We start from the raw sequence: 23,929 nt of genomic DNA, 5'->3' as shown, positions 1-23,929 counted from the left end.
AGCCTTTTCCGCGATTCTGCGCGACACTGGGATCTCTCTCACGGAGGTCAGCCATGCAGCGCATCCGCGTCATCGACTCCCATACCGGCGGCGAACCCACCCGCCTGGTGCTGGACGGTTTTCCCGATCTCGGCCACGGCAGCATGGCCGAACGCCGCAGCCGGCTGGCCGGCGAGCACGATGCCTTCCGCCGCGCCTGCATGCGTGAGCCGCGCGGCAATGAGGTGCTGGTGGGGGCGCTGCTCTGCGAGCCGGTATCGCCCGAGGCCAGCGCTGGCGTGGTGTTCTTCAATGAAGTCGGCTACCTCGGCATGTGCGGCCACGGCACTATCGGCCTGGTGGTATCCCTGGCCCACCTGGGTCGGATCGGTCCCGGCGATCATCTGATCGAGACCCCGGTGGGCGACGTCACCGCCACCCTGCACGACGACGGCAGCGTCAGCGTGCGCAACGTCCCGGCCTATCGCTATCGTCAGGCCGTGCGGGTGGAAATCCCCGGTCACGGCCCGGTCACCGGCGACATCGCCTGGGGCGGCAACTGGTTCTTCCTCTGTGCCGATCACGGCCAGCGCGTCGCCGCCGACAACCTCGACGGCCTGCTCGCTTTCAGCCTGGCGCTGCGTGGCGCCCTGGAAGCCGCCGGCATCACCGGCGCGCAGAACGGCCATATCGATCACATCGAACTCTTCGCCGACGACCCGGACGGCGCCGACAGCCGCAGCTACGTGCTCTGCCCGGGCCGCGCCTACGACCGTTCGCCCTGCGGCACCGGCACCAGCGCCAAGCTGGCCTGCCTGGCGGCGGACGGCGATTTGGCGCCCGGTGCGGTCTGGCGCCAGGCCAGCGTCATCGGCAGTCGTTTCGAAGCCCATTATCAGCCCGGCGACGAGGGCCGCATCCTGCCGGTGATCCGCGGCCGCGCCCACGTCATGGCCGAAGCGACCCTGCTGCTGGCCGAGGACGATCCCTTCGCCTGGGGTATCCCGGGGTGAAGCCGGTGGCGGACGTCCTCGTCGTCGGCGCCGGCATCATCGGTGCCAGCTGCGCCGCTGCCCTGGCCGCGCGCGGTTGCCGCGTGCGGGTGCTGGACGCCGGCCTGCCCGGCGCCTCCGCCGCGGGCATGGGCCACCTGGTGGTGATGGACGACGACCCCGCCGAATTGACCCTGAGCGCCCGCTCCCTGGCGCTCTGGCGCGAGCTGGTGCCCCAGTTGCCCAGCGCCGCCGACTACCGCAACTGCGGCACCCTTTGGCTCGCCCGCGATGCCGCCGAACTCGACCTCATCGAGCAGAAGCGCCAGCGGCTGGACGCCCAGGGTATCGCCAATCAGCCGCTGAACGCGGCGGCCACCGCCGCCGCCGAACCGGCGCTCACCGCCCTGGCCGGCAGCCTCCAGGTGCCCGGCGATGGCTTGCTCTATGCCCCGGTGGTGGCCGCCTGGCTGTTGCAGCGCTCGCCGCTGATCGAATTCCAGCGTGCCCGGGTAAGCGCCATCGAAGGCTCGCGGGTGCGCCTGGACGACGGCCGCTGGCTGACCGCCGACGCCGTGGTGCTCGCCGCCGGCTTGCAGGCTGTGACCCTCTGCCCGGACCTGCCGCTGGTGCCCAAGAAGGGCCATCTGCTGATTACCGATCGCTATCCCGCCCAGGTTCGCCACCAGTTGGTGGAGATCGGCTACGGTGCCAGTGCCCATGCCAGCAGCGGCGCTTCGGTCGCCTTCAACGTCCAACCGCGACCCACCGGCCAGTTGCTGATCGGTTCGTCGCGGCAATTCGAACGGCCCGATGCCACCGTGGAACCTGCCGTGGTCGGTCAATTGCTGCGCCGTGCCCTGGCTTTCCTACCGGGCTTGGCGCAGACCAACCTGATCCGCGGCTGGACCGGTCAGCGCGCCGCCAGCCCCGATGGCCTGCCACTGATCGGCGCCCATCCTGATCAGCCTGGTCTGTGGCTGGCGGTCGGCCACGAGGGCCTTGGTGTCACCACCGCGCCGGCCACCGCCGAGGCCATCGTCGCCGGCTTTTTCGCGGAGCGGCCGACGTTCCACGTGGAACCCTTCGCTCCCGACCGTTTCGCGAGCGTCACGAGGAGCCAGGCATGTTGACCCTGTTCATCGATGGTGAGCGCCTGGAAATCCGTCCCGGCAGCCTGCTCACCGCCGCCCTGGCCAAAAGCGGCAACCCAGCGGCGCGCCGTTCGGTGAGCGGTGAAGCCCGGGCGCCCTTTTGCGGCATGGGTGTCTGCCAGGAATGTCGGCTGCAGGTCGACGGCCGGCGCCGCCTGGCCTGTCAGACGCCCTGCGAGGACGGCATGCAGGTGGAGCGACTGCCATGAGCACCACTCACTGCGATCTGCTCATCGTCGGCGCCGGTCCGGCTGGTCTTGCCGCCGCTCGCGCCGCCAGTGGTCGCGACCTGAACCTGATGGTGCTGGACGACAACCCCTTGCCCGGCGGCCAGATCTGGCGCGCCCGCGTGGGTCAGGTCGCCGCCGAAGTCGGCCGTCTGCCCGCCGACGTGACCCTGCTCAGCGGCACCCGCGTCGCGGCGGTACTGGGACCACGCCAGTTACTGCTGGAGGATGCCAGCGGCAGTCGCACCCTGACGTTCGACACCCTCATCCTCTGCACCGGCGCCCGCGAATTGCTGCTGCCGTTCCCCGGCTGGACCCTACCCGGCGTGACCGGTGCCGGCGGTCTGCAGGCGCTGATCAAGGGTGGCGTCGAGGTCGCCGATGAGCGCCTCATCGTCGCTGGCAGCGGGCCGCTGTTGCTGGCCAGTGCCGCCACCGCGCGCCAGGCCGGCGCACGCGTCGCCCTGGTCGCCGAGCAGGCCGCGCGCCGCGCCGTGCGCGATTTCGGCCTGGGGCTCTGGCGCTGGCCGAACAAGCTGCGCCAGGCGCTGACCCTGGCTACTCTCCGCTATAGCCCCGGCACCTGGGTCGAAGCCGCCCTCGGCACCGATCGCCTCGAGGCCGTGCGCCTGCGCCAAGGCGAACGGCGCTGGGAAGTGGCCTGCGACCGCCTGGCCTGTGGCTATGGCCTGGTGCCCAATGTCGAGCTGGCCCAGAGCCTGGGCTGCACGACCCTGGACGGCGCCGTGGCCGTGGATGACCTGCAGCGCACCGCTCAGCCGCATATCCTCGCGGCCGGCGAATGCACCGGCATCGGCGGTAACGAACTGGCCCAGGCCACCGGCCGCATTGCCGGGCTGGTCGCCTCCGGTCAGCTCGACGCGGCCCATGCCGTGCAGTCCGAGGCCCGCGCCTGGCGCCGCTTCGCCACCCAGCTGGCCCGGACCTTCGCCCTCAATCCCGCCATCGCCCGGCTGGCCCAGCCGGACACCCTGGTCTGCCGCTGCGAAGACGTGCCCCTCGGCGCCCTGATCGGTCATGCCGACTGGACGCAGGCCAAGCTGCGCAGCCGCTGCGGCATGGGCGCCTGCCAGGGCCGTATCTGCGGTCAGGCCACCCGGGTGCTACTGGGCTGGACGCCGCCCACGCCCCGTTTTCCACTACAACCCACCCGTATCGACAGCCTCCTGACCCTGACCGAGGACGACGCATGAACGCCGCCGCCCACCTGGACGCCCTGAGCCGTACCCGCCCCGCCGATCTGCCCGCGCTGCTCGCCAGCCTGAGCCTGGTGGCGCCGCTGCTCGACGCCATCCCCGGCGTGGTGTTCTTCGTCAAGGACCTGGAGGCGCGCTATGTGCTGGTCAACCTGACCCTGGCTCAACGTTGCGGCTGCGAGAGCGTCGCCGAACTGCTCGGCAAGACCGCCGAGGAAGTCTTTCCCGCACCCCTGGGCGGCGCCTACGCCGAACAGGATCGCCGCGTGCTGCGCGAAGGCCTGGCGCTGGACGACCAATTGGAACTACACCTCTACGCCGGTCGCACCCCGGGCTGGTGCCTGACCCGCAAGCTGCCGCTGCACAACGCCCAGGGCCGGCTGATGGGCATGGCCGGCATCTCCCACGATCTGCAGGCGCCGGCCGCCGATCATCCGGCCCACGCCAAGGTGGCCGAGGTCGATCGCTACCTACGCGAGCACTACGCCCAGCCGCTCTCGGTGGGCGAGCTGAGCCAACGGGTGGGCCTGTCGGTCTCCCAGCTGGAACGCCAGTGCAAGCGCATCCTGCGCCTCACGCCCCAGCAACTGCTGCACAAGGCCCGGCTCGATGCCGCCTCACGCCTGCTGGCCCGCGACCTGCCCGTCACCGAGGTGGCCCTGGCCTGTGGCTACACCGACCACAGCGCCTTCAGTCGCCAGTTCCGCCGTCTCACCGGCCTGTCGCCCCGGCAATACCGCGACTCTCTCAAGCCCCGTTCCCGTCTGGAGGAAACCCCCGCATGAGCACTCCCCGCGTCAACTGGAGCGGCGTCTTTCCCGCCGTCACCACCCAATTCAACGACGACTTCTCGGTCAACCTGGAGAAGACCCACGGCGTGATCAGCAACCTGGTGCGCGACGGCGTCTCCGGCCTGGTGATGTGCGGTACCGTGGGCGAGAACACCTCCCTGACCCTGGACGAGAAGATCTCCCTGGTGGAAGTGGCCAAGGACGCCGCCGGCGGTCGCGTGCCGGTGATCTGCGGCGTGGCCGAATTCACCAGCCTCAATGCCACCCGCACCGCCCAGGCGGTGGGTCGCGCCGGCGCCGACGGCATCATGCTCATGCCGGCTCTGGTCTATTCGGCCAAACCCCACGAGACCGCGGCCCACTTCCGCAGCGTGGCCAGCGCCCTCGACCTGCCGCTGATGGTCTACAACAACCCGCCCATCTATAAAAACGACGTCACCCCGGACATCCTCATCTCCCTGGCCGACGTCGACAACATCGTCTGCTTCAAGGATTCCTCCGGCGACACCCGCCGCTTCATCGACGTGCGCAACGAGGTGGGCGACCGCTTCGTGCTCTTCGCCGGTCTCGACGACGTGGTGCTGGAAAGCATCGCCGTGGGCGCCGAGGGCTGGGTCTCGGGCATGTCCAACATCTTCCCCACCGAAGGCGAAACCATCTTCCGCCTGGCCAAGGCCGGCCGCTTCGCCGAAGCCATGCCGCTCTACGAATGGTTCATGCCGCTGCTGCACCTCGACGCCCGCCCGGACCTGGTGCAGTGCATCAAACTCTGCGAAGAACTCGCCGGCCGCGGCAGCGCCCTGACCCGGCCACCCCGCCTGGCCCTGCCGGACGCGGATCGCACCTTCGTCGAACGCCTGATGACCAAGGCGCTGGAAACCCGGCCGCAACTGCCGGACGTGGGGATCTGAGGCCAGGCCTCAATCGCGGCCATGGCCGCGATAGGCCGTAGGTTGGGTTGAGACGGCTCTATCGTCGAAGCCCAACAGGGCCTGGGCCCCGAGACACTGTTGGGCTTCGCTGCGCTCAACCCAACCTACGGCGGCCTATAGGAGCGTTCGCAGCGGCGAACCGCTATGGCCAAGATAGACACCAACGCCCTCATGCCACGCCGCTCCACCCCCTCTCCCGCCTGCGGGAGAGGGCTGGGGTGAGGGCGCTCCTCACCCCAATCCCACCTCATTCACCCAGATATCCTGCCCGCGTTTTTCGCCTTGGATCGCCGTCCATCTCAAAGACGCCACGTTCGGTCTTCCAGCCGACAGGAGCTATCCCTGGCAAGGCGCTCTCCGCCCCGCTTTCGTCTATACTAAGCCGCTCATTTCCCAAGCCACGTCCGCCGCGTGGCTTCTTCATTTCAGAGGCACGACGATGAGCGCACTCGTAGGCGTGATCATGGGCTCCAAGTCCGACTGGTCCACCCTGAGCCACACCGCCGACATGCTGGACAAGCTGGGCATTCCCCACGAAGTGAAGGTGGTCTCCGCCCACCGCACCCCCGATTTGCTGTTCCAGTACGCCGAAGAGGCTGCCGGACGCGGGATCGAGGTGATCATCGCCGGGGCCGGTGGCGCCGCCCACCTCCCGGGCATGTGCGCCGCCAAGACCCATCTGCCGGTGCTCGGCGTGCCGGTGCAGTCCTCCATGCTCTCGGGCGTCGACTCCCTGCTGTCCATCGTGCAGATGCCCGCGGGCGTACCGGTCGCCACCCTGGCCATCGGCAAGGCTGGCGCCATCAATGCCGCGCTGCTGTCCGCCAGCATTCTCGGCGGCAAGTACCCCGAGTACCACGAGCGGCTGAACGCCTTCCGCGACGAGCAGACCCGCACCGTGCTGGACAACCCCGATCCGAGGGACCAGGCATGAAGATCGGCGTCATCGGTGGCGGCCAATTGGGCCGCATGCTCGCCCTGGCCGGCACGCCGCTGGGCATGAACTTCGCCTTCCTCGACCCGGCCCCGGACGCCTGCGCCGCGGCGCTCGGCGAGCACCTGCGCGCCGACTACGGCGACCAGGACCACCTGCGCCAGCTGGCCGACGAAGTCGACCTGGTCACCTTCGAATTCGAGAGCGTTCCGGCCGAGACCGTGGCCTTCCTCTCGCAGTTTGTACCGGTCTATCCGTCCGCCGAAGCCCTGCGCATCGCCCGGGATCGGCTGTTCGAGAAGTCCATGTTCCGTGACCTGGGCATTCCCACCCCGGCCTTCGCCGACGTGCTCTCCCAGGCCGACCTGGACGCCGCCGTGGCCCGCATCGGTCTGCCAGCGGTGCTCAAGACCCGCACCCTGGGCTACGACGGCAAGGGCCAGAAGGTCCTGCGCCAGCCGGAAGACGTGATCGGCGCCTTCGCCGAACTGGGCAGCGTGCCGCTGCTGCTGGAAGGCTTCGTGCCCTTCACCGGGGAAGTCTCCCTGGTGGCCGTGCGCGGTCGCGACGGCGAGGTGCGCAGCTATCCGCTGGTGCACAACACCCACGAGAGCGGCATCCTGCGGCTGTCGGTGGCCAGCTCCGACCATCCCCTGCAGGCCCTGGCCGAAGACTACGCCCGGCGCGTGCTGGAACAACTCGACTATGTCGGCGTGCTGGCCTTCGAATTCTTCGAGGTCGAGGGTGGCCTCAAGGCCAACGAGATCGCCCCGCGGGTGCACAACTCCGGGCACTGGACCATCGAAGGCGCCGAGTGCAGCCAGTTCGAGAATCACCTGCGCGCCGTGGCCGGGCTGCCGCTGGGCTCCACCGCCAAGGTGGGCGAGAGCGCCATGGTCAACTTCATCGGCTCGGTGCCGCCGGTGGCCGCCGTCACCGCCCTGGAAGACTGCCACCTGCACCACTACGGCAAGGCCTTCAAGGCCGGGCGCAAGGTCGGCCATGCCACCCTGCGCAGCGCCGACAGCGCGACCCTGCAGACCCGCATCGCCACCCTGGAAGCCCTGATCCAGGATTGATGCCAGACGGCTTCCGCCCACGGAAGCCGTTTTCCCCTGAACCTCGATGTACCACCGGCTGTCGGAGTCTACAACGGCGGCAGATGCGCGCCGTCTAACCAGCACTCAAACAGGGGATTCTTCACATGGGCATCATCGCAACCATCATCATCGGTCTCATCGTCGGCCTGGTTGCCCGCTTCCTCAAGCCGGGCGACGACAGCATGGGCTGGATCATGACCATCATCCTGGGCATCGTCGGCTCCGTGGTCGCCACCTACCTGGGCCAGGCACTGGGCATCTACCAGGCCGGTCAGGGCGCAGGCTTCATCGGTGCCGTGGTCGGTGCCATCATCGTGCTGTTCATCTACGGCATGATCACCAAACGTCGCTGAGACGGCGCTTCGCCTCGGCGAAGCCCTAGCAGCACAGGTTTCAGCCCTCGGAGTCGCCTGTCGACCCGGGGGCTTTTTTGTGGACGCCGTTCTGGCTTGAAGCGCAAGACTGGACCCTAGGCTCGCCGCACCGCACACTCGATCTTTTGCGCCGCCACTACCTGCCCATGTCCAGACTGCTCATCACCCTGCTGCTCGCCAGCCTGCCGCTGCTGACTCACGCCGCTAAGGGCGAACCGCCGGAAACCAACTGGCTCGACCTGCTCACCAAGGAAGACCGTCGAGCCCTGGAAACCATGCCCGAGATCACCCACGACAGCCCCGAAGCTCCTGGCGGCTTCGGCGCACCGGGCGGGCTCAAGCAGAAGGACAGCCGCCTGCCCGCGGTGATGCACTCCACCCGTACCGTGGCGGCCTTGAATGGCAAGACCATCCGCCTGGGGGGCTTTCCGGTACCCTTGGAAAGCGACGCCAAGGGCAATTTCCGCGAATTCTTCCTAGTGCCCTATCCGGGCGCCTGCATCCACGTCCCGCCGCCACCACCGAATCAGATCGTGCTGGTGCGCTATCCCAAGGGCGTGCCGCTGCCGGATATCTATGAACCCTATTGGGTCATCGGCACCCTGCATACCGAGGCGGTCGACAACGACTTGGCCGAAGCGTCCTACACCCTGGACGCCAGCAAGGTCCGCAAGGTCGAAGAAAGCGATCTGTAGCAACCGCCGGTAGGGTGGACAACGGCGCAGCCTTGTCCACCACTGCATGTCCCGGAACCCTTAGGCCGCCGGCCGCTCGCCGTAACGCTGCTCCAGATAGGCGATGATGTCGTCCGACTCGTACATCCACACACTCTGGTTGCCTTCGTCGATGCGCAGGCAGGGCACCTTCACCCGGCCACCGCCCTGTTCCAGCTCGGCGCGCAGCTGCGGGTCCTTTTTGATGTCCTTGAGGCGGATCGGCAGGTTCAGCCGATGTAGCGCCCGACGCGTCTTCACGCAGAAAGGGCAGGCCTGGAACTGATAGAGCGACAGATTCGCCAGCTCCGCCTCGATGGCCGCCTGGGCTTGCTCACTGCGCTTGAGCTTGCGCGGCCGGGTCACCAGATCCAGGCCGACGATCACCTGGCCGAGGCCGTTGCGTAGCAGATTGATCAACGGGATTCACCTTGAGGTCGTTCGAGCCGGGCAGTCTACCCTATCGCTTCCAGGCTGCCTCACCATCAGTCGTTACGGAACGTCACCCGCAGGGCAGAGCTCTACAGGAGGGATTAATTCCTCGATGGAGACCTGTTGCATGCCGCTGTCTTCCGCAGAGCGCGAGGCCTTCCGCCAGCTCGCCGCCGATCTTCCCGGTATCGATCTTCCGGTCTACGAACACTTCGCCAAGGACCCGCGAGATCCCATCATCGGCCTGGGCGACCCCGATGCGCCCCTGGGCTTCTTCGGCCGCGATCCGGGGCGAGACGAGGTGAAATACGGCGAACCCTTCATCGGCAGCGGCGGCCAGATCGCCCGCAAGGTGCTCTACCAGCACCTGCACGGCCAGCCCCCGGCCGACTTCGAGGCCACCCGCAGCCTCAGCCAGCAATTCTTCTGGGCCAACACCGTGCCCTACAAGCCGCTGGGCAACAAAGCCTGGTCGGAACGGGTGAAGAAAACCTTTCATCCCCTGATGCGCCGGCTGCTGGTGGAGCACTGGCACGGCACCCAACTCATCACCCTCGGCCGCGAAGCCTTCCTCTGGTTCGGCATCGGCCAACCCAAGGAAGAACGCGCCCGCCTGGAAGCCTTCTGGAAAAGCGAAGACCGCTTCGAAAGCAGTATCGAGGTCACCCTGGAAACGGAGGATGGCAACCGCAAGACGCTGACGCTTTACCCGCTGCCGCATCCGTCACCGTTGAATCAGACGTGGTATACGAGGTTTCCGGGGTTGTTGGAAAGTAGGGTTAAGATTCTTCTCGAAAAATAATCTTACTAAAAAATATAGTTTTAGTGGGGTTATCTATCCCTCTTCTTTTTTTCGGTTTCGCACTATGGGTGCTTCATATTTTGGCTTCAATTGTCTAGTGCTTATCTATTGTTGGTTGGCTAACGAACTTTTAAATTTTTCGAGCTGCGAAAGCGATTTTTGTAACCTGCTGCTGCGTGATAAAGCCCAGAGACGGGCTGGCACCTTGAATAGGTAGGTCGGTTTCCTATTTTCACTTATCCATCAGGCTGACTATTCTTTTCAATTATTGCAATGTTGGTTGAATCTTCTTTAAGTATTGAGTTCTTTTTGTCGACTCATCTGCTATGCAGTTATTGACGGTCGTCTCAAATGCCTGAGTGCCTGTTTCGATCTCAAAGGACTCCAGACGGCAATTTGAATCTCTTAGTTTTATCCAATTAATTTGAGATTTATTTAGAATCGCTAGAAATTCTTCTTTTAACTGCGGTTCACTCTCATAATTCAGAGCGATCCTTCTCTTTAAGTCAGAATATTCTTTGTTAAGCGCGTTATCAGAATTTTGGGCGTTCTCTTTCGCGCATTCATATACTTTTTGGCTGTTGTCTTGAGTGGAGCACGCTATGCTTTCGGAAGCGATTTGCGAATAGGCAGGCTTAGCTAGCAGGGTTAATAGGAAAAGAATTTTTTTCACGATCAGTCTCTCAGGTATTGAGCTCTACGTCGGCCACTTTCATATTGCATCATGCTGGGTGTGTTTTCTATATAATTAATTAGTTCGGCTTTGCTATTTCTCATTCCGGCCTTCATAGGATTGGCTCCTTTGGTAAATCCTTGATAAACGAAATCTACTAAGATATCTTGGATTTTTGGGTCTAGTTCTCCCCATTCAACTCTGTCGCTGTATTCATTCGTCCACCTATTGTAGTTTGATTGAGCCTTTTCAATATATTCCGGATAAATAATGTTAAACAGTGCTGCTTGTTGCTCTCTGCTTATTTCTCCAATTTCTTCTTTTTTCAAACGAACAAAATCTTTTGCCGAGTGCCCCCTCAACTTAGACGCTAGTGAAAGCTTTTGCGCCATTGATTCTTCTACACCTGATCGAAGCATATGGGCTAGTATTTCGTTTTGACTTCTAAATCCCATGTCATAACCCCTGCCGATAGTAACACCTGATAGATCATTGCCCGGCCAGTGTATCCGGCGGCTGAAGTAGGGTGATTCGACGATGTCATTGCCTTCGGCGTCGAACGTGATTTTACCGCGAGTTATGACTGAGAGGTTAAGCTCATATATTATCTGAGAGCTCGAAAGCAGCTCCAAGAGGGTGGTAGGCTCAAAACACCAAAGCTGATCCTCAATGGATAGCCCTTTTATATTTTCACAGTTGTTCATCCAAGAGATATTTTCGATCTTTCTCTTTTCTGCTTGCCATTCAGGGTTTGGCGTGGGAGCGTCGTGGTTCAACAGGCCGTCTAGCTGATCCCATTTTTCTTTACTCCAATACCATTCACTCTGATGAAGTACCAAAAGGCTTCCTATGGCCTGGGCTTTCCAGGGCTTTAGATAGGCATCTTTTATTTCGTTGCTGGAAATTCGCCTATCGTGCTCCATATCTATTATGGAGCTAAGCTTTCCTCTAATCAGACAATTTTCAGACTCATCAATTAGTTCTTTGTATTTTTCTTCTTCTTCTTTTTTTAGCAATTCTTGGATGTGCAGTTTGTAAGCTAATTTTGATTTCGGAGAAGTAAGGTCTTTTAGTTGGATATAATCCACCCACTCCCACGGACTATGCCTGCTAGTAATAAAATCCTGCTCACAAAGCCACCCTGCTATCGGCTTCCCTTCACCATCCGCTAATAGACCTTTCAGATGCCACCAACGCTGTTCCTGCGAGCGAATACCCCCTTCGGTTCGCGCGGGTACGACGATCCTGTCGGCAGCGGGCAGAGCATCCAGTTGGGCCTGGCTGAGGATGAGATCCACGCCTACTTGGACGCCTGGATCGCTGATCCGTGGGGGATGGCTGGCGTCGATGTCGGGTCTGTGGGTGATCAGCTTGCTGGCGCCGGCATAGATTTTCAGTAGGGTTTTGTCGCTTTCCGGCAAGCGGGTGGCCCAGGCGCGGCTGCGGTCGATGAAAGCGGGGAGGTCATCGCAGCTGAAGGTTTCGAGGTGGATCTGCTGGCGACCTTCGTAGAACCCCGGGTGGCCGAGCAAGGTGCCAGCCTTGATGGGGAAAGGCTGGTCCAAGACCACCACGGTGTTCTGTGCCTTGGGCGTCGCCTCTGGCTTGAGATAGCGTCTCGCGACATAGCCGAGAATCACCTGCGTTCTTCCCGGGAGGGGCGTCAGACCGTTGTCGAGCAGCTCGGTGAGCCGGCACCAGTCACCGTTTCCCTCAATGCGGACCAAGCTCCCGTTGCTCAATTCGCAGTGTACGGGCGCGCTGTTGCTAGGCGCTTGGCGGACGTTGAGTTTTCCGCCCTGGGTCTGCACACGGAAGCGGTCGTTTTCCCAGAAGGCTGGTCGCGGCAGGTTGAGGTCGGCTTGGTAGCTGGCCCAGTCCAGCAGGTGCATATAGAGACTGAAGAACACCAATGAAGGCGGCGTATCCCTGCCGTCGGGCAGTTGCGGCGCTTCCAGGCGATGGCGGACCAGCACGAAACTGGTGGCGTAGGTCTTGCCCTCCGGCGCCGAACCTTCGTCAGGCTCAAAGCGATGGACCTTGGCGTCGATGCGATAGGCGACCACCTCGCCGTCGGCGATGCAGTGGATGCGGGATTGGTCCAGGTAGGCCGCGGTGCCTTCGTCGAAGTGCACGCCGCCGTGCCAGAGGCCATTGCTGCCCAGCAGGTAGGTGCCGCCGCGGGCGTGGGCCAGGGCCTGCTGGTAGAGCTGGGGGTCGGTGACGTCCTGGCCACCCTTCGCCTTGAAGGGGTAGGCCCAGTTTTCCACCTTGGGCTGCTGCGAATGAGCTGGAGCGGTCATATTGCAATCCTTGGCTAAGGCCGCTTGGTGGCGGCCGATCCTGTGAAGGGCACTGGTGTCATACGGAGAACTTGAGCATTCGCTGAAGCGTCACGTCCTCTCGCTCAGCCTCGTTAGCCAGCGCCAACTGGTTCGGATCTCCAGCGCCATCCTGATGGGCATTGCCCGGCGGTCGTGGCAGTTGCAGGGCGAGGCCGGAGCCGTTGCCGGGTGAGCCGCCGGCATTGAGGCGGGCCAGGGGGCCGGAGAGGGTGATGCCGCTGGGGTCGAGCTTGATGAAGTTGCCGCCGGCGGTCAGGGTGAGTTCGGTGCCGGCTTCGATGACGATCTTGTCGCCGGCCTTGAGATGGATCTCCTGGCCGGCTTCGAGGAACTGGCCGGTGCCCAGTTTGAGGTGCTGGTTGCCCCCGATCAGCAGATGGTCGCGGGCCTTGACCTCGGTCTTACGCAGGCCATGGACGAGGCGATGTTCTTCGCCGTGCAGTTCGCTGTGGCTGTTGCCGCGAATCCGCTGGTGGCGTTCGTTGCCGATCTCGCTGCGATGGTCGTGGCGGATGAGTTCGTCCCAGTCGCGCTGGGCGTGGACGTGGATCTCCTCCTGGCCCTGGCGATCCTCGATGCGTAGCTCGTTGTAACCACCGCCGCCGGGGCTGCTCAGGCTCTTGAAGCTGCTACGGGTCTTGTCCTTGGGCAGTTCCAGTGGCGGACGGTGCTCGGCGTGGTACAGGCAGCCGGTGACCAGGGGCTGGTCGGGATCGCCTTCGAGAAAGCCCACCAGCACCTCCATGCCGATGCGCGGCACGGCCAGGGCGCCATGGCCGTTGCCCGCCCAGCCACTGGCGACGCGCAGCCAGCAACTGGTGCGTTCATCCGCCTGGCCTTCGCGATCCCAATGGAATTGCACCTTGACCCGGCCCAGGGCGTCGCAGTGGATCTCTTCGCCGGCCGGGCCGGTGACCACGGCGCTCTGCTGGCCGAGCAGGCGCGGCTTGGCGTGGCGCCGCGCCGGCCGGAAGGGCAGTTGCCAGGGGATGGCCTGGAAGCGGTTGCGATAACCCTGGATCCAGCCATCGGCCTCCGGCTCGAGCAGCAGGCCGGGCGTGCCCAGGCCTTCTTCGAGCACCTGGGGCTGACGGCCCTGGTGTTGGAGGCGGGTGAGCAGCCACAGCTGATTCCAGTCCGCGCGGGGATGCTCGGTGAGGGGCAGGAAGTGGCCGCTGCTCAGGCTGGGTTGGTCGCCCTGGCCCTCGGCTAGCTGGGTGTCGGCACGCAGGGCTTCCAGCCCACGGGTGCTGAGTCGCTGGCCGCGGGTCCGGTCGTGGAAGCCGGCGGAATAGCCGTAGTGCTCCAGCGCGGGTTGTTGCTCGGCGTCGCTGCGGCTCTCCAGGCGCAGCCGCGGTTGCAGCGGGTCCTGGTCGCGCAGGGTCAGTTGGGTGCTGCGGGTCTGCAGGCCCACCTGCAGGCGACGGATGACCGGCCGGTCGGCGACCTGGCCGCTCCCAGGGTGGTAGGCGGTGGTGGCCAGGCGGGGAAAGCCGGTGGCGTCGTCGCCAAAGACCAGGACGGCGCCCTCGGGCTGGTGCTCGAAGTGGTAATGGATGCCTTCTTCCTCGCACAGGCGATGGAGAAAGTGCAGGTCGCTTTCGCCGTATTGCACGCAGTAGTCGCGTGCGGGATAGGGCGTGGGTCCCAGGGCCAGGCGGTAGGCACCCTCCAGGATGCCGTGCTCCTCGAGAAGCGTGCCGAGGATCTGCGGCACCGAGAGGTTCTGGAAGATGCGCGAGTTGGTGCGTTGGGCCAGATAGGCCAGCCGCGGAACCAGCTCGACGAGGTAGCGGGTCAGCCGCGTGCCGGAATCGCCCTGGGTGACGGTGCCGAACAGGCCGTGGATGCCCGGACCGTTGGCGGCCAGGCTCAGCCAGGCCGGTCGGTGGAGTAACTGGGTAAGGTCCCAGTCGCTTCTTTCGCTGACCAGCTCCACGTGGAAACGATAGGGCTCGTTGAGGGCTTCCTGGCCGTGGAAGGCCAGGACCTGGAAATCATGGGTGAGACCCGGCAGGGTCAGGGTGAAGTCAGGGGCGTTGGCAGGGCTGAACATGAGGGGTCTTCCTGACGGTGTAGGTTTCACGTGGAACGCCTGAGCAGTCGGTGCCACCAGCGGCGCGCTGGTGGGGCCGTTATCCGCCAGTGCGCGAGCCACTCGCCGAGGTCCTGCTGGCGCTGCGCCGAATCGATTTCCAGCGCCCGCCGCAGCAGCTGCCAGGCGACGACGGGCATATCCCGTGGGCGCTCGGGCTCGATCTGCATGCTGCGCGCCTGCTTGGCGCTGAGGCGGCGGTAGGGGTGCTTGCCGGTGGCCAGTTCATAGAGCACACAGGCGCAGGCGTAGAGATCGCCTGCCGGGGTCAGAAGGCCGTCTTCGAGCAATTCGAGGGGGGCATAGCGCACCGTCCAGGCATTGAAGCGCCCACGGCTCAGCCGTGGCAGACCGGGCAGTAGGTCTTCGCAGGGCTGGCCGAGACCGAAGTCGAACAGGCGTAGGCCGCTGTCGGTGAGGATCACGTTGCTGGGTTTGATATCCCCATGCAGCACGCCGTTGGCATGGGCGAACTGCAGGGCTTCCAGCAGGGGCACGGCGATTTCCTGCAGCTCCGACCAGGAGAGACCGTCGGGCCGGTCGCAGAGCAGGGCATCGAGGGTCGGGCCGCGCATGAGTTCGAGGGTGATGAAGGCGCGTTCGCTGTCGCGGTCGACCTCGAAACCGTGCAGCCGCACGATGTGTGGATGGCGCAGCCGCACGGTCAGGGCGAATTCGCCATAGAGCAGGGCGTTGGCATCGTTGTACTCGGCGAAGTCGTCGTTGAGGACCTTGATCGCGACGTGAGGCGCCGGATCGCCGTATTGCTCGCGCAGCAGATCGCGGGCGCGGTAGACAGCGCCCATGCCGCCGACGCCGAGCAGGGTTTCCAGGTGATAGCGACCACCGAGCAGCTCCGGCAGGGGCGTCAGCTGGCGGGTGACGGGGACGCTGGGTTGAGTGAAGGCGAAATGGGTGAGGCCTTCGTCGAGGGCGGAATCCTGAATGCTCATGCAGCCTCCTGGGGATGGATAACGATGGCGGTGAGGTTGTCCCGCGCCGGCCCCTGGAGGACGCCATCGAGCAGGCGCTCCAGGGCCACGGCGGGCGACGGCAGCGACAGGGCGGCGCCCAGGGCGCGCTCTTCCAGGGCGCCGTGCAGGCCATCGCTGCTGAGCAGCAGGCGATCGCCGGGCAGCAGTTCGAAGCGGACGATGTCCAGCGCCAGTTCGTCCTGGGCGCCCAGGGCGCGGGTCAGGGCGCGGGCGCTGGGATGCCGGGTCGCCTGTTGGGGACTGAGGCCTTCGCGCTCGATGAGCTGCTCCAGCAGGCTGTGGTCGCGGGTCAGTTGGTAGAGCTGGTTGCCGCGCCAGAGATAGGCGCGGCTGTCGCCGGCCCAGACGCAAGCGGCTTCGCCCCCTTCGAGGAGCAGCGCCACCACGGTGGTGCCGACCAGGCGCTCGGCGCTGTCGGCGAGCACCGTGAGGTCCTGGGTGAGGCGCCGATTCACCTCGTGCAGCACCTGGCGAACCTTTTCCAGGCGGTCGTCCAGGCTACCGTCCAGCGACAGTTCGGCGAGCCGTTCCACCACCAGGCGGCTGGCCCGCGCGCCTTCCTGGTGGCCGCCCATGCCATCGGCAACGGCCCAGAGACCGTCGGCGGCGCGCTCCAGCAAGGCGTCCTCGTTGTGCGCCCGCACCTTGCCGGGATGGCTGCGGGCGATGCTCAGGGGCCTGCTCATCAGAGTCGCTCCGGCAGCTTGAAGCCGCGCAGGGTGGCCAGGTCGAAGGGGTTGGGCGAACGCTGGCTGGAGAGCAGGTAGCCGGCGTGCCGGCCTTCGAGATCGGCCTGGACCAGCATGACGTCGCGGGCGCTGTGCTGTTGCAGCTTCAGGCGATCCAGCAGGCGGAACAGCGACCAGGCGCTGCCGTCCTGCTCCAGGCCGACCCGGCGACCGCCCAGCTCTTCCAGCACCAGGGTGGTTCGCAGGGCGTCGTTCTGCGGCCAGCGGAAGGTGGCGGCGACGATGGGGCCATGGCGATATTCCAGGCGATCCTTGCCGATGCTGAGGTCGGCGCGGGTCAGGCTCGGGTCCAGGGAGTAGGGCTCGAGCTTGAAGACGATGCCCGGCTCGGCCGGATTCTCGGCGAAGAAGCCGCGACGGATCTGCTGGGTACGGCCCATCTGGGCGAGGAATTCGCGCGACAGCGGCAGGCTGTGGCCGTCGATGGCGCGCGGCCGATAGGCGTCGCTATCGCCACGGATGACGAAGGGTTTGAGGTAGGTATCGAAGAAGGTGTCGGCGGTGCCCTGGGCCTTGAAGAACTCGCGGAAGTCGGCCAGGGAGACATCGCTTTCGCTGTCGGCCTTGAATGGATAGCGCTTGTCCAGGCCGTTGCGATAGCTCGCCAGAAGTTCGCTCTGGTAGCGGTCGTTGAGGTAGTCGTAGGCGCCGGCCAGGATCAGATTCCAGCTGTCGTCCACCAACAGGCCGAGCCAGCCGTTGACCGGTGTGGGCAGGCGGCTGGACGCGTTACGTAGGCTATTGAGGGCATCGCGATTTCCGGCCATGCGTGCCCTGGCTAGGTCGAAGGCGGCCTGTTCCGGGGCGCTGGCATGGGCCAGGCCGGCGAGTTGCTGTTGGAGGTCGTTGAGCGCGGCCATGGCCGGGGCGAGATCGGCCACCGCGGCGCCCTGGTCGTCGAGCAGCCGGTGCAGATTCTCGAAGCGGGTCTGCAGACTGCGGCGGGCAGTGTCCGGCAGGGGATCACCCCCACTAGCCGTATCGCTGGCAGCGGCGAGGCGGGTGTTGTCACGGACCTCCACCAGTAGCTGCAGCAGCGGCGAGTTGGCCGAAGTCAGCCCGGCCAGCAGGGTGGCGCCCTGATTGGCATCGCCCACCGGTTGCAGGGTCACGCGGGCGAGGGCTTCGCTCCAGAGATTGGCGTAATCGCGGAAGTAGAGTTGCTCCAGTTCCACCTGCAGTCGGCGCAGGTCCATGCCGGTGATGCCGTCGCCATCGCCCAGTACCCAGTTGTCGGCGGCCAGCTCGCGGATCACCGTGAGACCCTGGGTGGAGAAGGTCTGGGTGTAGCCCTGGCGGGTATAGAAGCCGGGAATGGGATAGTCGGCGCCTTCGAAAGCCTGTGCCTGGGGTCCCAGGTGCTGGCTCAGACGATAGACCGGCAGACCGCTGGCTTGGTCGCGCAGGATGCGATAGACCACCGCGGCGAGGGATTCGCTGCGCAGTACCTGGCGCGCCTGGCTGACCAGTTGCGCATCCACCGCATAGCTGCCGAAGCCCTGTTCGAGCAGCCGGGCCAGGTGGGTGTCCAGGCTGTTCTGGGTGAGGGCGTCGCCGGGATAGCGTTGCGACCAGTTCGCCGCGGCCCAGTCGCGCAGGGCTCGGGCGTCACGGCGCTCGGGCAATTGCAGCATCAGGTAGGCGCGCAGGTGGCCGATCAGCCGTTCACGGTCGCCGAGGCTGCCGCGGATGCGCTCTTCGAGTTGCGCCTTGAGGCGGGGCAGCAGGTAGGTCTGCAGCGCCTCGTGGTAGGCGGCCTCGGTGGTGGGGCGTACCGCGTCGCCCTGATAGAGCCCGGTGTGCTCGCGCAGGGGCGTGGCGCCCGCGGCGGGGAAGACCTGGGTGCCGGCGTAGGCGTTGTCCAGCACCGGCAGGGCGGCGCGGGCATCGGCGCCGGGCTTGAGCTGACTGCGTGCCTGCAGGCCGTTCTGCGCCAGTTCGCGCAGGCGTTCCAGGCGTTCGTGGTTGCCGCCGAAGCTGGTGGTCCAGAGCGCCGCGCCGAGGGCCAGGCCGGCGAGGGCGGCGGCATAGAGACCGCGCTGGCCCCAGCTCAGCCGGCGCACCTCGCGCTGGTCGAGGCCGGCGAGCGAGGCTTCGGGGAAGATCACCCGGCTGAACAACTGGCGGATGAAGCGTGGCTGGCCGCTGCGGTAGTGCGGCAGCAGGGTGCTGGGCAGCCCCAACTGGTCGCCGATGCCCTGGGTCTGGGTATCGAGACTCTGGGTCAGTGCCGGGGTGCTGGTCAGGTAGAAGCCACGCAGTTGGGCGGCCCGCTGGTAGCGGTTGCCGGAGAAGGCCAGTTCGACGAAGAGGATGAGGCCGTCGCCCAGGCGACCCAACTGGTGCGGGAAGTCGAGGATCTGGCCGCGGCGCTGGCCGTCGCGTTCCTGGTGGATGCGCGGGATGACCTGGCTGTTGAGGCGGCGCAGCAGTTCTTCGAATTCCTGGCGCAGGGTGGCGGTGTCGGTGCCGTTCTGGGCTTCGCGGAAGGTGGTGCCGAGGACTTGTTCGCTTTCCTCGCGGGAGAGGCCGTCGAAGAAGGCATTGAAGCCGGAGAGACGATCCGCCTGGGTCAGCACCAGGTAGACGGGTACCTCCACCTTGAGTTCGCGGGAGACCTCGTGCAGCCGGGCGCGGACCTGGCGCGCGAGGGTTTCCAGCTCGACCTCGTTGCCGCTGGCCAGCCGCTCCACCGGGAGGGCGACGAGGATGCCGTTGAGTGGCCGAGTGCGGCGCTGGCGCCGCAAGAGCCGCAGCAGGGTCAGCCAGGCGCTGCCATCCACCGGGGCGTCGCCCTGGGTCAGGTAGCGCCCGGCGGTATCCAGCAGCACGCCCTGTTCGGCGAAGTACCAGTCGCAATGACGGGTGCCGCTGACGTCGCGGGTCAGCCGGGATTTCTCGACGTTGAGCGGGAATTCCAGGCCGGAGAAGTCCAGCAGGGAGGTCTTGCCGGCACCCTCCGGGCCCAGCAGCAGGTAGTGCGGCAGCTCGCGGCGCCAGCGCGGGCTGCGCCCCCGGTAGAGGCCGGCGCCGAGCAGGGTGCGGCGCGCGTCACGGGCGCGCGTCTGCAATTCGTGGGCTTCGTCGTCGATGCGGTCGGCGCGCAACTGGTCGTGCTGGCCCTCCTCGGTGGCGAGGCGTTGCCGACGCCGACGATTCTGCCAGCCTTGCAGCACCACCATGATCAGGCCCCAGGCCAGGAACAGCCCGCAGAGGGTCGCCAGGCGATGGGTGGCCGACGCCCAGGGGCTGTGGCCGGCGAAGGCCAGCAGGGGACCGACGGTCCAGATCAGGCTGCCCAGGCCGAGGGCGATGACCAGGGTCCAGGTCCAGGGACGGCGCAGCGTGCGCCCGAGTGCGATGATGAGTCCTTTCATGACGGCGATCCGAGTCAGGCGTGGGGAGCGGTGGGTGAGGTCGCGGTGGCGGCGGGGCGACCGGGGTAGCCTTGCAGCAGGCTGTCGCGTTGCTGGTCCAGCACCAGGCGGAAGCCGCCGTAGAGGCTGCCCAGGCAGATCAGGGTGAACAGGCCGACCAGCCACCAGGGCACCAGGCGCACCAGCCGTCGCGGCTTGGCGTCCAGGCCCTGCCAGTGCGGCGACAGCTCGCGGGGCACGTCGCCACGCAACTGGCGGATCTGCCGATAGAGGCTGTCGCGGATGGCCTCCAGCTCGTGCATGCCGCGCGGCAGCACGCGGTACTTGCCTTCGAAACCCAGGGCCAGGCAAAGGTAGAGCAACTCCAGCAGCGCCAGGTGCTTGGCCGGATTGCGACTGAGGCGTTCGAGCAGCAGGAAGAATTTCTCGCCGCCGAAGGTCTCGTTATGGAAGTTGCTCAGCAGACTGAACTGCGACCAGTCGCCGGCATTGCCCCAGGGGGTGGTGACCACGGCTTCGTCGACGGTGGTGCACAGGGCGTAACGCGCCGCCATGACCTCGCCGCTGTCCATGCCGTCGGCCAGGGCGCGTTGTTCGAACAGGCGCAGGGTGGCGGCCAGGCGTTCCTTGAGTACGTGCAGGTCTTGGGCGGCGTAGCTCTGGCGCAGCCTCACCACCTCGGACAGCAGCGGCGCGGCCGCGCCCACCAGCGGATTGATGCTCAGGTTGAGGGCTTCGCCCGGACGCAAGCGCGCGGCCTGCACCATGCGTTCTTCCAACTGCGCGTAGCGCGGCGGCTCGCTGAAGTCGGTGAGCGGACTGCGCGGGGCGTCCGGACCTTGGGCGTGGCGGCTGAGCACCACGGTCTTGTCGTGCCGGCCGTAGTCGGTGGCGGTGTGCATGCTTAGCTCCTGATCGCCCAGAAGGCGAGGTCGAGCCCCGGGAAGGTGCCGGAGACGTGGAAGGCGAAACCGCCGGACTGTTCGAGCTGGGCGATGTCGGCGGGGGTGAGTTCGAGGGCGAAGTAGGCCTTGTCGGTGTGGAAGGGCAACTGGCGCGGCGCCACCGGGAGCGGCTTGAGCGCGAGACCGGGCAGGTGCAGGTTGACCAGTTGCCGGATGCGCTCGACCGGGCCGACCTTAAGGTGCGCCGGCAGGCGCTGGCGCAGCTCCTCGGTGCTGCAGTCGGCACCGGCGATGAGCACGAAACTGGCGTTGGCCAGCAGGCCGTGATCCTGCAGCGGCGCCACCTGGATGCCGTACTGGCGCTGTTGCAGGGGCAACGGCAGGGCGTGCTGTTCGAGCACCATGGACAGCGCCTGACGCAGGGCCTGGAACAGGGGCTCGAAGCTGCCACCCTGGTTGGCGTGGCGGTAGTGCAGATCCTGGGTCGGGCGCTTGTCCGCGGCAGCGAAGGTGGCCAGCTCGCCGTGCAGGGCGAGTAACTCGCGGAACAGACTGCGCGGGTGCAACTGCTCGTAATCCAGGCAGTGGCGCAGCACCGCTTCGTGGCGGTTGACCAGTTGCAGCAGCAGGAAGTCGCCGATTTCTGCAGTGCCCAGGCTGCCGGCCTGGCGCAGCCGCTGCGACAGCACCTCGCCCCGGTGGGCGAGCAGGGTGATGATCTCCTTGAGCCCGGCCAGCAGCGGCTCCGCCGCCCGCACCTGGATGACGCTGGGCGAGAAGTCGGGGTCCAGTTCCAGGCTGCCGTCCGGCGCGGTCTCCAGGACGTGGCAGACCTGCAGGCGGACGTAGGCATCCAGCCGCGGATGGTCGTCCAGCAGCAGGCGGAAGTCCGGGCGCCCACAGGTGACCGCGCCGGGCTCGCCGAAACCGGCATGGGAATCGGGGATCTCGCTGTCGACGCTGAGGTAGCGGGCGATGATCTCGTCCTGGTCGGCTGGACGGCTTTCCACTCGCTGGCCGCTGGTGAGTGGCAGCGCCAGCCAGACCGCGCTGTCGCGCGTATTGGCGGGGACGTCGAGGGTCAGGGGTTCGCTGTCGGCACCCAGCTCGAAGAGCGTGCCGTCGGGCAGGATGCCGCTGGCCTGGCTCACCACCACCTTGCCCATGGCGAGGAATTGCCGGTCGAGGGTCAGCTCGAAGAAGCCCCAGGCCGGCTCGCCCAGGCGGCGGGTGCGGGTCTGCAATTGCTGGGCGTGGTAGCGGTCGTTCTGCTGGAAGTGCTGCGGGCGCAGCAACATGCCTTCCTGCCAGATCACCTTGAGTTGCTGCATGACCTACTCCTTGGCCGCCGGCGCGGGCTGGATGCCATCGGCCGTGAGTTGCAGGCGCACCTGGGCCAGGGCATTGGGCTTGAGCTGGATGACCTGGCGCCACTGGCTGCCGCCGAGGTTGCGGTAGGCGCCGTAGATGCCGACGTAGCGGCTGTCGCCCTGTACCCTGAGCTTGAGTTCGCGGGATTCGCCGGGGCGCAGTTCGATCTCTTCCTCGGCCACCCAGTCCGGCGCCAGCACCTGCTTGGCGTTCTCGTAGAGCGGGAAGAAGTCGGCGTTCTCGAAGCTCACCGGATTCTTCAATTCGATCAGCCGGACCACCAGCGGCGAGGGCCGGCCGTTGAGGTCGGGGTTGAGGTCTTCGTCGCCGTTCAGGGTCAGGTCGAGCAGGGTCGGGTCCGGGGCCTTCTGACTGGTGCAGGCGCCCAGCAACAGGGCCAGGCCGAAGGCGCAGAAGCGCAGGAAAAGGGTCATGTCAGCGTCCTTGCTGGGTGGGGTTGAGGGTGGCGATCAGACGGACCTGCTCGGCATAGGCCTGGGCGAAGTCCTTGGCGAACAGCCGCTCGCGCCAGTCTTCGTCCTGGCGCAGATCGCGGTACTGGCGTTGCCAGGCGCGCCAGAGGGTGGCGTCGCGGCCCCAGCGCGGGAGACGGCCTTCGCGTTCGCGCCGGGCTTCGCACTGGGCCGGTGCCAGCTGTTCGAGGGTGGCCAGCACCGCCTGGCGACTGGCCGCGACCAGGCCGACCTGATGCGCCTGGAGTTCGCTGCAGGCGCGCAGCAGGGCCTGGTCGGCGGGCAGTTGGCCGACGGCGTTGGGGCGTAGCAGCTGGGCCAGGGCGGTATCGCCATCGGCGGCGAACTTGAGCGGATTGTTGCCGCTGCTCTGCACCGTGGTGAGCGGCAGGCGCAATTCGTTGCGCGTCTCGTTGCGGGTGCGCAGGCAGCCATGCAGGCCCTGGGTGGCCAGGCGCAGCAGGCGGGCGGCCTCCAGGGCCAGGGCTTCGCGGGCGCCTTCGTCGAGGGTGCTGAGGTCCAGGCCGAGGGCGTCGCCGAAGCGCTGCCAGAAGGCCGACGTCTGCCGCGCCGGCGCCGCCGGGCGCTCCACCGCTGGAGCCGGGGCTTCCGATACCAGGGCGGGAATGCCCAGGCTGTCCAGATCGACCCGGGCGTAGTCGCTGCGGGTCGCGTCGCTGGCGGAGAGAGCCCGGCCCTCGAGTTCGGCGAGGCCGTGGGGATCGCGACGTTCCAGGGCGTGCAGCGGGTCCAGTTCGAGGAAGGCGTCGTCCGGGATCAGGCCTTGGTGACCGTTGGGGACGCTGAAGTCGTCGGCGAAACCGGCGGGATCGCGGATCAATCGGGCGGCGAGGGTGAAGGTGCCGAGGATGAAGGCCTGGCCGTGCTGGATGCGCCAGGGCTCGCCCTTGTTCAGGCGCTGGCCGTCGGCGAGCTGGATGCCGTTGCTGCTCAGGTCGGTGAGGAAGTAGTCGCCCTCGCTGTAGCTGATGCGGGCGTGCTGACCCGACAGCACGCGCTGCGGATCGGGCAGGTACCAGTCGCAGTCCTCGCTGCGGCCGATGAGTCCGCCGACGTGGCGGAAGGTTTTTTGGGTGAGCAGGCCGGGCGTGTGCTGACGGCTGCCGACCAGGTCGAATACCAGTTCCATGGTGACTTCCTGTCCTAGGTGAGGCGGTGGGGTGTCTTGGGGTCGCCCAGGGGGCGATAGTCCTGCAGGTCCTTGGGCGCCGATTGGCAGGCCGCCAAGGCCAGCAGGCCCAGGAGCAACAGGGGGCGAAGCGATGAGGTCATGGCGGT

23 protein-coding genes are annotated in these 23,929 nt (G+C 66.0%); 11 read left to right on the top strand and 12 right to left on the bottom strand.

Annotation, left to right across the window (positions count from 1 at the left end; genetic code table 11):
• Positions 1-53: 53 nt before the first annotated feature.
• The 10 genes from FAZ11_RS19240 to FAZ11_RS19195 all read left to right on the top strand — a co-directional run bounded on the left by FAZ11_RS19240 (position 54) and on the right by FAZ11_RS19195 (position 8,395).
• Entirely contained in the window at positions 54-992 is a 939-nt protein-coding gene (locus FAZ11_RS19240) for a 4-hydroxyproline epimerase (protein WP_058773669.1), read from the top strand.
• Positions 989-2,104, top strand: coding sequence for an NAD(P)/FAD-dependent oxidoreductase (locus FAZ11_RS19235; protein WP_058773668.1), 1,116 nt, complete (start codon positions 989-991; stop codon positions 2,102-2,104). The genes FAZ11_RS19240 and FAZ11_RS19235 overlap by 4 nt, the downstream gene beginning before the upstream one ends.
• A complete protein-coding gene (locus tag FAZ11_RS19230) occupies positions 2,098-2,334 on the top strand; it encodes a (2Fe-2S)-binding protein (protein ID WP_058766886.1) in 237 nt (78 codons plus the stop codon). The genes FAZ11_RS19235 and FAZ11_RS19230 overlap by 7 nt, the downstream gene beginning before the upstream one ends.
• Positions 2,331-3,566 (top strand): NAD(P)/FAD-dependent oxidoreductase, encoded by a 1,236-nt coding sequence (locus FAZ11_RS19225; protein ID WP_058773667.1) that lies wholly within the window; start codon positions 2,331-2,333, stop codon positions 3,564-3,566. Before FAZ11_RS19230 ends, FAZ11_RS19225 begins: the two co-directional genes overlap by 4 nt.
• Positions 3,563-4,354, top strand: a complete 792-nt coding sequence (locus FAZ11_RS19220) for an AraC family transcriptional regulator (RefSeq protein ID WP_137279465.1) — start codon at positions 3,563-3,565, stop codon at positions 4,352-4,354. The genes FAZ11_RS19225 and FAZ11_RS19220 overlap by 4 nt, the downstream gene beginning before the upstream one ends.
• A complete protein-coding gene (locus tag FAZ11_RS19215) occupies positions 4,351-5,271 on the top strand; it encodes a dihydrodipicolinate synthase family protein (RefSeq protein ID WP_137279466.1) in 921 nt (306 codons plus the stop codon). Before FAZ11_RS19220 ends, FAZ11_RS19215 begins: the two co-directional genes overlap by 4 nt.
• Before the next feature lie 460 nt (positions 5,272-5,731).
• Complete coding sequence (purE, locus tag FAZ11_RS19210; RefSeq protein WP_058766889.1) at positions 5,732-6,226, top strand: 5-(carboxyamino)imidazole ribonucleotide mutase; 495 nt, start codon at positions 5,732-5,734, stop codon at positions 6,224-6,226.
• Positions 6,223-7,305, top strand: coding sequence for a 5-(carboxyamino)imidazole ribonucleotide synthase (locus tag FAZ11_RS19205; protein ID WP_058773664.1), 1,083 nt, complete (start codon positions 6,223-6,225; stop codon positions 7,303-7,305). The genes purE and FAZ11_RS19205 overlap by 4 nt, the downstream gene beginning before the upstream one ends.
• Positions 7,306-7,430: 125 nt before the next feature.
• Positions 7,431-7,679 (top strand): GlsB/YeaQ/YmgE family stress response membrane protein, encoded by a 249-nt coding sequence (locus FAZ11_RS19200; RefSeq protein WP_058762286.1) that lies wholly within the window; start codon positions 7,431-7,433, stop codon positions 7,677-7,679.
• A gap of 167 nt (positions 7,680-7,846) precedes the next feature.
• Positions 7,847-8,395, top strand: coding sequence for a DUF3299 domain-containing protein (locus FAZ11_RS19195; RefSeq protein ID WP_058766913.1), 549 nt, complete (start codon positions 7,847-7,849; stop codon positions 8,393-8,395).
• 60 nt (positions 8,396-8,455) lie between these two features.
• Here FAZ11_RS19195 and FAZ11_RS19190 read toward each other — a convergent pair whose 3' ends face one another.
• The gene (locus FAZ11_RS19190) at positions 8,456-8,833 is read right to left on the bottom strand and encodes a glutaredoxin family protein (protein ID WP_058773663.1); all 378 of its coding nucleotides are present in this window, start codon (positions 8,831-8,833) and stop codon (positions 8,456-8,458) included.
• A gap of 139 nt (positions 8,834-8,972) precedes the next feature.
• Here FAZ11_RS19190 and FAZ11_RS19185 point away from each other — a divergent pair, with 139 nt between their 5' ends.
• Entirely contained in the window at positions 8,973-9,647 is a 675-nt protein-coding gene (locus tag FAZ11_RS19185) for a uracil-DNA glycosylase family protein (protein WP_058773662.1), read from the top strand.
• 265 nt (positions 9,648-9,912) lie between these two features.
• On the opposite strand, the gene FAZ11_RS19180 is transcribed toward FAZ11_RS19185, so the two are convergent.
• The 11 genes from FAZ11_RS19180 to FAZ11_RS25230 are packed head-to-tail and all read right to left on the bottom strand — an operon-like array spanning position 9,913 to position 23,923.
• Entirely contained in the window at positions 9,913-10,320 is a 408-nt protein-coding gene (locus FAZ11_RS19180) for a lysozyme inhibitor LprI family protein (protein WP_158295281.1), read from the bottom strand.
• A 2-nt stretch (positions 10,321-10,322) separates the two neighbouring features.
• On the bottom strand, positions 10,323-12,623 hold the full coding sequence (locus FAZ11_RS19175; protein WP_058773661.1) for a pesticin C-terminus-like muramidase: 2,301 nt from the start codon (positions 12,621-12,623) through the stop codon (positions 10,323-10,325).
• Between the two features lie 58 nt (positions 12,624-12,681).
• The gene (locus tag FAZ11_RS19170) at positions 12,682-14,721 is read right to left on the bottom strand and encodes a type VI secretion system Vgr family protein (RefSeq protein WP_058773660.1); all 2,040 of its coding nucleotides are present in this window, start codon (positions 14,719-14,721) and stop codon (positions 12,682-12,684) included.
• 26 nt (positions 14,722-14,747) lie between these two features.
• Positions 14,748-15,713 carry a serine/threonine-protein kinase gene (locus FAZ11_RS19165; RefSeq protein WP_058773659.1) on the bottom strand — a complete coding sequence of 322 codons (966 nt, stop codon included), beginning with the start codon at positions 15,711-15,713 and terminating at the stop codon, positions 14,748-14,750.
• On the bottom strand, positions 15,710-16,441 hold the full coding sequence (locus tag FAZ11_RS19160) for a PP2C family protein-serine/threonine phosphatase (protein ID WP_058773658.1): 732 nt from the start codon (positions 16,439-16,441) through the stop codon (positions 15,710-15,712). Before FAZ11_RS19160 ends, FAZ11_RS19165 begins: the two co-directional genes overlap by 4 nt.
• Positions 16,441-19,881, bottom strand: coding sequence for a type VI secretion system membrane subunit TssM (gene tssM, locus FAZ11_RS19155; protein ID WP_058773657.1), 3,441 nt, complete (start codon positions 19,879-19,881; stop codon positions 16,441-16,443). The genes FAZ11_RS19160 and tssM overlap by 1 nt, the downstream gene beginning before the upstream one ends.
• Before the next feature lie 14 nt (positions 19,882-19,895).
• Positions 19,896-20,783 carry a type IVB secretion system protein IcmH/DotU gene (gene icmH / locus FAZ11_RS19150; protein WP_058773656.1) on the bottom strand — a complete coding sequence of 296 codons (888 nt, stop codon included), beginning with the start codon at positions 20,781-20,783 and terminating at the stop codon, positions 19,896-19,898.
• Between the two features lie 2 nt (positions 20,784-20,785).
• Entirely contained in the window at positions 20,786-22,117 is a 1,332-nt protein-coding gene (gene tssK / locus FAZ11_RS19145; RefSeq protein ID WP_058762298.1) for a type VI secretion system baseplate subunit TssK, read from the bottom strand.
• A gap of 3 nt (positions 22,118-22,120) precedes the next feature.
• Complete coding sequence (gene tssJ / locus FAZ11_RS19140) at positions 22,121-22,591, bottom strand: type VI secretion system lipoprotein TssJ (RefSeq protein ID WP_058773655.1); 471 nt, start codon at positions 22,589-22,591, stop codon at positions 22,121-22,123.
• A gap of 1 nt (position 22,592) precedes the next feature.
• A complete protein-coding gene (tagH, locus tag FAZ11_RS19135; RefSeq protein ID WP_058773654.1) occupies positions 22,593-23,780 on the bottom strand; it encodes a type VI secretion system-associated FHA domain protein TagH in 1,188 nt (395 codons plus the stop codon).
• Between the two features lie 14 nt (positions 23,781-23,794).
• A complete protein-coding gene (locus FAZ11_RS25230) occupies positions 23,795-23,923 on the bottom strand; it encodes a hypothetical protein (RefSeq protein WP_257787161.1) in 129 nt (42 codons plus the stop codon).
• Positions 23,924-23,929 lie beyond the last annotated feature (6 nt).

Source organism: Pseudomonas rhizoryzae (assembly GCF_005250615.1).
GTDB classification, from domain to species: domain Bacteria; phylum Pseudomonadota; class Gammaproteobacteria; order Pseudomonadales; family Pseudomonadaceae; genus Chryseomonas; species Chryseomonas rhizoryzae.
Note: the sequence above shows the minus strand (reverse complement) of the source record. Positions and strands in the feature narration are given on the sequence as shown.

Bases quoted from the DNA above. Each gene is read 5' to 3' on its own strand.
- FAZ11_RS19240 (WP_058773669.1), top strand. From the start codon at position 54: ATGCAGCGCATCCGCGTCATCGACTCCCATACCGGCGGCGAACCCACC.
- FAZ11_RS19230 (WP_058766886.1), top strand. From the start codon at position 2,098: ATGTTGACCCTGTTCATCGATGGTGAGCGCCTGGAAATCCGTCCCGGC.
- FAZ11_RS19225 (WP_058773667.1), top strand. From the start codon at position 2,331: ATGAGCACCACTCACTGCGATCTGCTCATCGTCGGCGCCGGTCCGGCT.
- FAZ11_RS19220 (WP_137279465.1), top strand. From the start codon at position 3,563: ATGAACGCCGCCGCCCACCTGGACGCCCTGAGCCGTACCCGCCCCGCC.
- FAZ11_RS19215 (WP_137279466.1), top strand. From the start codon at position 4,351: ATGAGCACTCCCCGCGTCAACTGGAGCGGCGTCTTTCCCGCCGTCACC.
- purE (WP_058766889.1), top strand. From the start codon at position 5,732: ATGAGCGCACTCGTAGGCGTGATCATGGGCTCCAAGTCCGACTGGTCC.
- FAZ11_RS19205 (WP_058773664.1), top strand. From the start codon at position 6,223: ATGAAGATCGGCGTCATCGGTGGCGGCCAATTGGGCCGCATGCTCGCC.
- FAZ11_RS19200 (WP_058762286.1), top strand. From the start codon at position 7,431: ATGGGCATCATCGCAACCATCATCATCGGTCTCATCGTCGGCCTGGTT.
- FAZ11_RS19195 (WP_058766913.1), top strand. From the start codon at position 7,847: ATGTCCAGACTGCTCATCACCCTGCTGCTCGCCAGCCTGCCGCTGCTG.
- FAZ11_RS19185 (WP_058773662.1), top strand. From the start codon at position 8,973: ATGCCGCTGTCTTCCGCAGAGCGCGAGGCCTTCCGCCAGCTCGCCGCC.
- FAZ11_RS19175 (WP_058773661.1), bottom strand. From the start codon at position 12,623: ATGACCGCTCCAGCTCATTCGCAGCAGCCCAAGGTGGAAAACTGGGCC.
- FAZ11_RS19170 (WP_058773660.1), bottom strand. From the start codon at position 14,721: ATGTTCAGCCCTGCCAACGCCCCTGACTTCACCCTGACCCTGCCGGGT.
- FAZ11_RS19165 (WP_058773659.1), bottom strand. From the start codon at position 15,713: ATGAGCATTCAGGATTCCGCCCTCGACGAAGGCCTCACCCATTTCGCC.
- FAZ11_RS19160 (WP_058773658.1), bottom strand. From the start codon at position 16,441: ATGAGCAGGCCCCTGAGCATCGCCCGCAGCCATCCCGGCAAGGTGCGG.
- tssM (WP_058773657.1), bottom strand. From the start codon at position 19,881: ATGAAAGGACTCATCATCGCACTCGGGCGCACGCTGCGCCGTCCCTGG.
- icmH (WP_058773656.1), bottom strand. From the start codon at position 20,783: ATGCACACCGCCACCGACTACGGCCGGCACGACAAGACCGTGGTGCTC.
- tssK (WP_058762298.1), bottom strand. From the start codon at position 22,117: ATGCAGCAACTCAAGGTGATCTGGCAGGAAGGCATGTTGCTGCGCCCG.
- tssJ (WP_058773655.1), bottom strand. From the start codon at position 22,591: ATGACCCTTTTCCTGCGCTTCTGCGCCTTCGGCCTGGCCCTGTTGCTG.
- tagH (WP_058773654.1), bottom strand. From the start codon at position 23,780: ATGGAACTGGTATTCGACCTGGTCGGCAGCCGTCAGCACACGCCCGGC.
- FAZ11_RS25230 (WP_257787161.1), bottom strand. From the start codon at position 23,923: ATGACCTCATCGCTTCGCCCCCTGTTGCTCCTGGGCCTGCTGGCCTTG.